At 60.5% G+C, this 3,313-nt stretch carries 5 protein-coding genes; 2 read left to right on the top strand and 3 right to left on the bottom strand.

The features are described 5' to 3' along the window. Positions 1–190: 190 nt before the first annotated feature. A complete protein-coding gene (locus WBV42_RS09865) occupies positions 191–1,162 on the bottom strand; it encodes a cation diffusion facilitator family transporter (protein ID WP_423985875.1) in 972 nt (323 codons plus the stop codon). A 99-nt stretch (positions 1,163–1,261) separates the two neighbouring features. On the opposite strand from WBV42_RS09865, the gene WBV42_RS09860 reads away from it, so the two are divergent. Continuing rightward, on the top strand, positions 1,262–1,765 hold the full coding sequence (locus tag WBV42_RS09860) for a metallophosphoesterase (RefSeq protein WP_423985876.1): 504 nt from the start codon (positions 1,262–1,264) through the stop codon (positions 1,763–1,765). 112 nt (positions 1,766–1,877) lie between these two features. On the opposite strand, the gene WBV42_RS09855 is transcribed toward WBV42_RS09860, so the two are convergent. Further along, positions 1,878–2,528, bottom strand: coding sequence for an ArsR/SmtB family transcription factor (locus tag WBV42_RS09855; RefSeq protein WP_423985874.1), 651 nt, complete (start codon positions 2,526–2,528; stop codon positions 1,878–1,880). A gap of 85 nt (positions 2,529–2,613) precedes the next feature. On the opposite strand from WBV42_RS09855, the gene WBV42_RS09850 reads away from it, so the two are divergent. Beyond that, on the top strand, positions 2,614–2,766 hold the full coding sequence (locus WBV42_RS09850; RefSeq protein ID WP_423985873.1) for a hypothetical protein: 153 nt from the start codon (positions 2,614–2,616) through the stop codon (positions 2,764–2,766). A gap of 11 nt (positions 2,767–2,777) precedes the next feature. Here WBV42_RS09850 and WBV42_RS09845 read toward each other — a convergent pair. Next, a partial coding sequence (locus WBV42_RS09845; RefSeq protein ID WP_423985872.1) for a threonine aldolase family protein occupies positions 2,778–3,313 on the bottom strand: 536 nt, incomplete at its 5' end.

Here is a 3,313-nt window from a genome sequence, read left to right as displayed (position 1 = left end):
CCACACGCACCTTCGAAGAGCACGTCCTGTCCGCGTGACAGTCCGTTGTAGATGCGATCCATCGCCTCCTGCTGGTTGTCGTAGGGGGCGTCGTACGGGAAGAACCGCATATACTCGTTCGTCGTGGACACGATACCGAATATTCGCGTCTTAGTTCAAAAACCCTTGCCCATCGGAGAGATACTCGGTCTCAGATAACCGACTCCGCCGCCGTCTCCTGCACTTCCGGTTCGATGTACACCTTCTTGACGCTATCGTTGATTTCGTACAGCCCATCTTCGATGTCGGTTATCAAGTCGTCCATCTCCCCGGTGTCGAGCGTCGGGTCGAACGCCACGTCGGCGGTGACGATGATGCGGTCGGGACCGAAGTAGACGGTTCTGAAGTCGATGATTTCGGTGACGCCCTCCCACCCGTCCAACTCCGAGCGGAGTCTGTCTTCCTCCTCTTTGGGCAGGCTCTCGCCGAGGAGGAGCCGTTTGTTCTCCCACGCCAGTGCGATGGCGAATCCCATCAACAACAACCCGATGAGGAGCGCGGCACTGGCGTCGTAGATCGGGTTCCCGGTGACTTGTGACAGCCAGATACCCACCAGTGCGAACCCGGCACCGGCGACCGAAACGGTGTCCTCGGTGAGCGCCGTCAGGGTGGAGACGTTGCTCGTCTTGTGGAACGCCTCCCGAAATCCGCTCCAATCGCGCCGTTCGATTTCGTGTTTCGTGGAGCGATACGCTTTGCTGAAGGCATATCCCTCGAACAGCATGGCTCCGATGAGGACGACGTAGTTCACGTAGACCGGTGGAAACGACTGTCCGAGGACGTGAACCAGTCCCCCGCTGACCGTTTCGTGGTGCTGGACGAGCGAGTCGTATCCGTGTTTTGCGCTCTCCCAACCGGCGATACCGAAGAGCAGGACGCTCACCAGAAAGCTATAGAAGAACTGTGCCTTGCCGTAGCCGAATGGGTGGTCCCGCGTCGGCTTTCGTCCGCCAAACCAGATTCCGATGAGGAGAAAGACCTGATTTCCCGTGTCGGAGATGGAGTGAAACGTCTCCGAGAGCATCGCCGGACTCTGTGTAAGCACGAAGCCAACGAATTTCAGCACGGCAATCGCCGCGTTCGAGAAGAGGGCGGCTATCACGACGGACTTGCTGTTCGCCATTACTCAACTAGCGGCGAGGAGGTGTCAAAGTCCTTACGACGGAGCGCCGCGCTTCGATTCGACGGAAGACGAAAGGCGACGGGATACCAACGACGAATCATGATCGCTATCGTCTCCGATACGCACAGCAGGACGGGTCACGAACTGGCCGGACGGACGCTCGAAGCCGTCCGAAGGGCGGACCTCGTGGTTCATGCAGGCGATTTCACGACGACAGCCGTTCTCGACGCGTTCGAAGCCGAAAGCTCCCGGCTGGTCGCGGTTCGTGGCAACAACGCGACGGCCGCGGTCACCGACCGACTCCCTGCCGTGCGAACGTTCGAGGAAAATGGAGTTCGGTTCGCGCTCACGCATCGTCAGCGCGGCGGAAGTACGGGACTCTCGCTCTTCGGGCAGGAGCGCGATGCGGACGTGGTCGTCTCGGGACACACGCATCGACATCTCGTGGAACAGGCTGGCGAGGTGTTGTTGCTCAATCCGGGCAGTTACGCACAGCCACGGGGGAATCGGCCGACACATATCGAACTCGAACCGGAGGGGAAGGGCTTCGCTGGGAGGGTCTACGAGATGAGTGGAGAACTCGTAACCGAGTTCCCCGTGTAGGAGGGCTGGTAAGTTGATGGCGTACCAGTGGAGGGCCGAAGCAGGGCGGCTCCACTTCCGAGTATGCGGTTGGTCATCATGTACTCTTGGTAAGCTCAAAAAAGCGTTTTAGTTATCGGTTCCGCACGAAATACCACCCGACTGCACCGAGGACGAGAACGAGCGCTCCCCCCGCGAAGAACAGCACGCCCGGCGGTATCGTCGCCAAAACGCCGTTTGCCGCATGTCCCGCGCTGTTGGTCGGTTCCGTCGAGAACGTTCCCACTTGTCCGCCGCCACCGCTGGCCGTTTTCTCGGCCGCCTTTCCGCCGATACCGAGCAGTCCCTCCGTAACGGCGTACTGAATCCCGGCGCTCACGAGGCCGAGCAGGACGGCGACGCCGAGAACGCGGGAGAGCGCGTCCTTCAATCCCGTCGTCTGCTCTTCCCGCCCGGCAAAGAGGATGAGCGGACCTTCGCTCGGTGCGTACACCTTCATCTCCCGGCCTTTCTCGGAGTAGATGGTATCGACTGCCGTGATGAGGTCCGCGTCCTCCAGCTTTTTCAGGTGATATTGGGCGTTCTGTAGCGACGTGTCCACCTGCTCGCTCAGTTCGGATGCCGTCGCCGGTTGGTCGTGGAGCGCGGAGAGCAGACCACGAGCGGTATCGGACGAGAGCGCCCCGAGCAGATCGTCCGCGTCGTCGCTGTCCACGCCGAGCACTCGGGGGGATCCACCTGACGGCGGTTCCACGTCCGAACTGGAGGGCAAGAGGTCAGCCATATTTATGCGTATGCAACTGCTCGGCAATCAACTTTGCCACTGACACGGCGAAACGAATTTGGTTCGGCAACTGATACAGGGGGGTATGGAACCACTCGGAATCTTCGGGAAGGTACTCCACGACCCGCTCTTCGTCGGCCTTCTCGTCATCATGCTCGCCTTCGTCTTCTTCGTCTACCTGTTCATCCGCCGGATCATGACCGGATTTCAGGAAGGTATTCAGAAAGGGCAGCGATAATCGAATCGCTCTCAGAGCGCGTTTCGAATCCGATCCGAGGCAGTTTTGATGTCCTCACGGTCCACGTCCCAGTGCGTACAAAACCGGACGACGTGTGGCCCGAACGCCGACCCGATGACGTCTTCGTCCGCACACAGATCGAGAAACTCCTCGGCGGTGAGTCCCGCGTGTTCGGTGTTCACGAGGACGATGTTCGTCTCGGGTGGTTGCACCGAGAGGCCGTCGACGTCCGCGAGTCCCTCCGCGAGGAGACGGGCGTTCTCGTGGTCGTCGGCCAACCGTGAGACGTTCCCCAACGCGAGCAGTCCCGGCCCGCCCACGATACCGACCTGTCGCATCCCTCCCCCGAGCAGTTTTCGAACGCGTCGTGCGTGCGCGATGAACTCCTCATCTCCAGCGAGCATCGACCCGACGGGCGCTCCGAGTCCCTTCGAGAGACAGAACATCACGGAATCCACGTTCTCCACGATTCGTGCCGGTGATACGTCGAGGGCGACAGCCGCGTTACCCACCCGTGCACCATCGAGATGGACGGGAATTCCGAGGT

Source organism: Haladaptatus sp., assembly GCF_049589095.1.
Classification (GTDB): domain Archaea; phylum Halobacteriota; class Halobacteria; order Halobacteriales; family Haladaptataceae; genus Haladaptatus.
The sequence above is the reverse complement of the archived record's forward strand: the minus strand, read 5'-3'. Positions and strand labels throughout refer to the sequence as shown.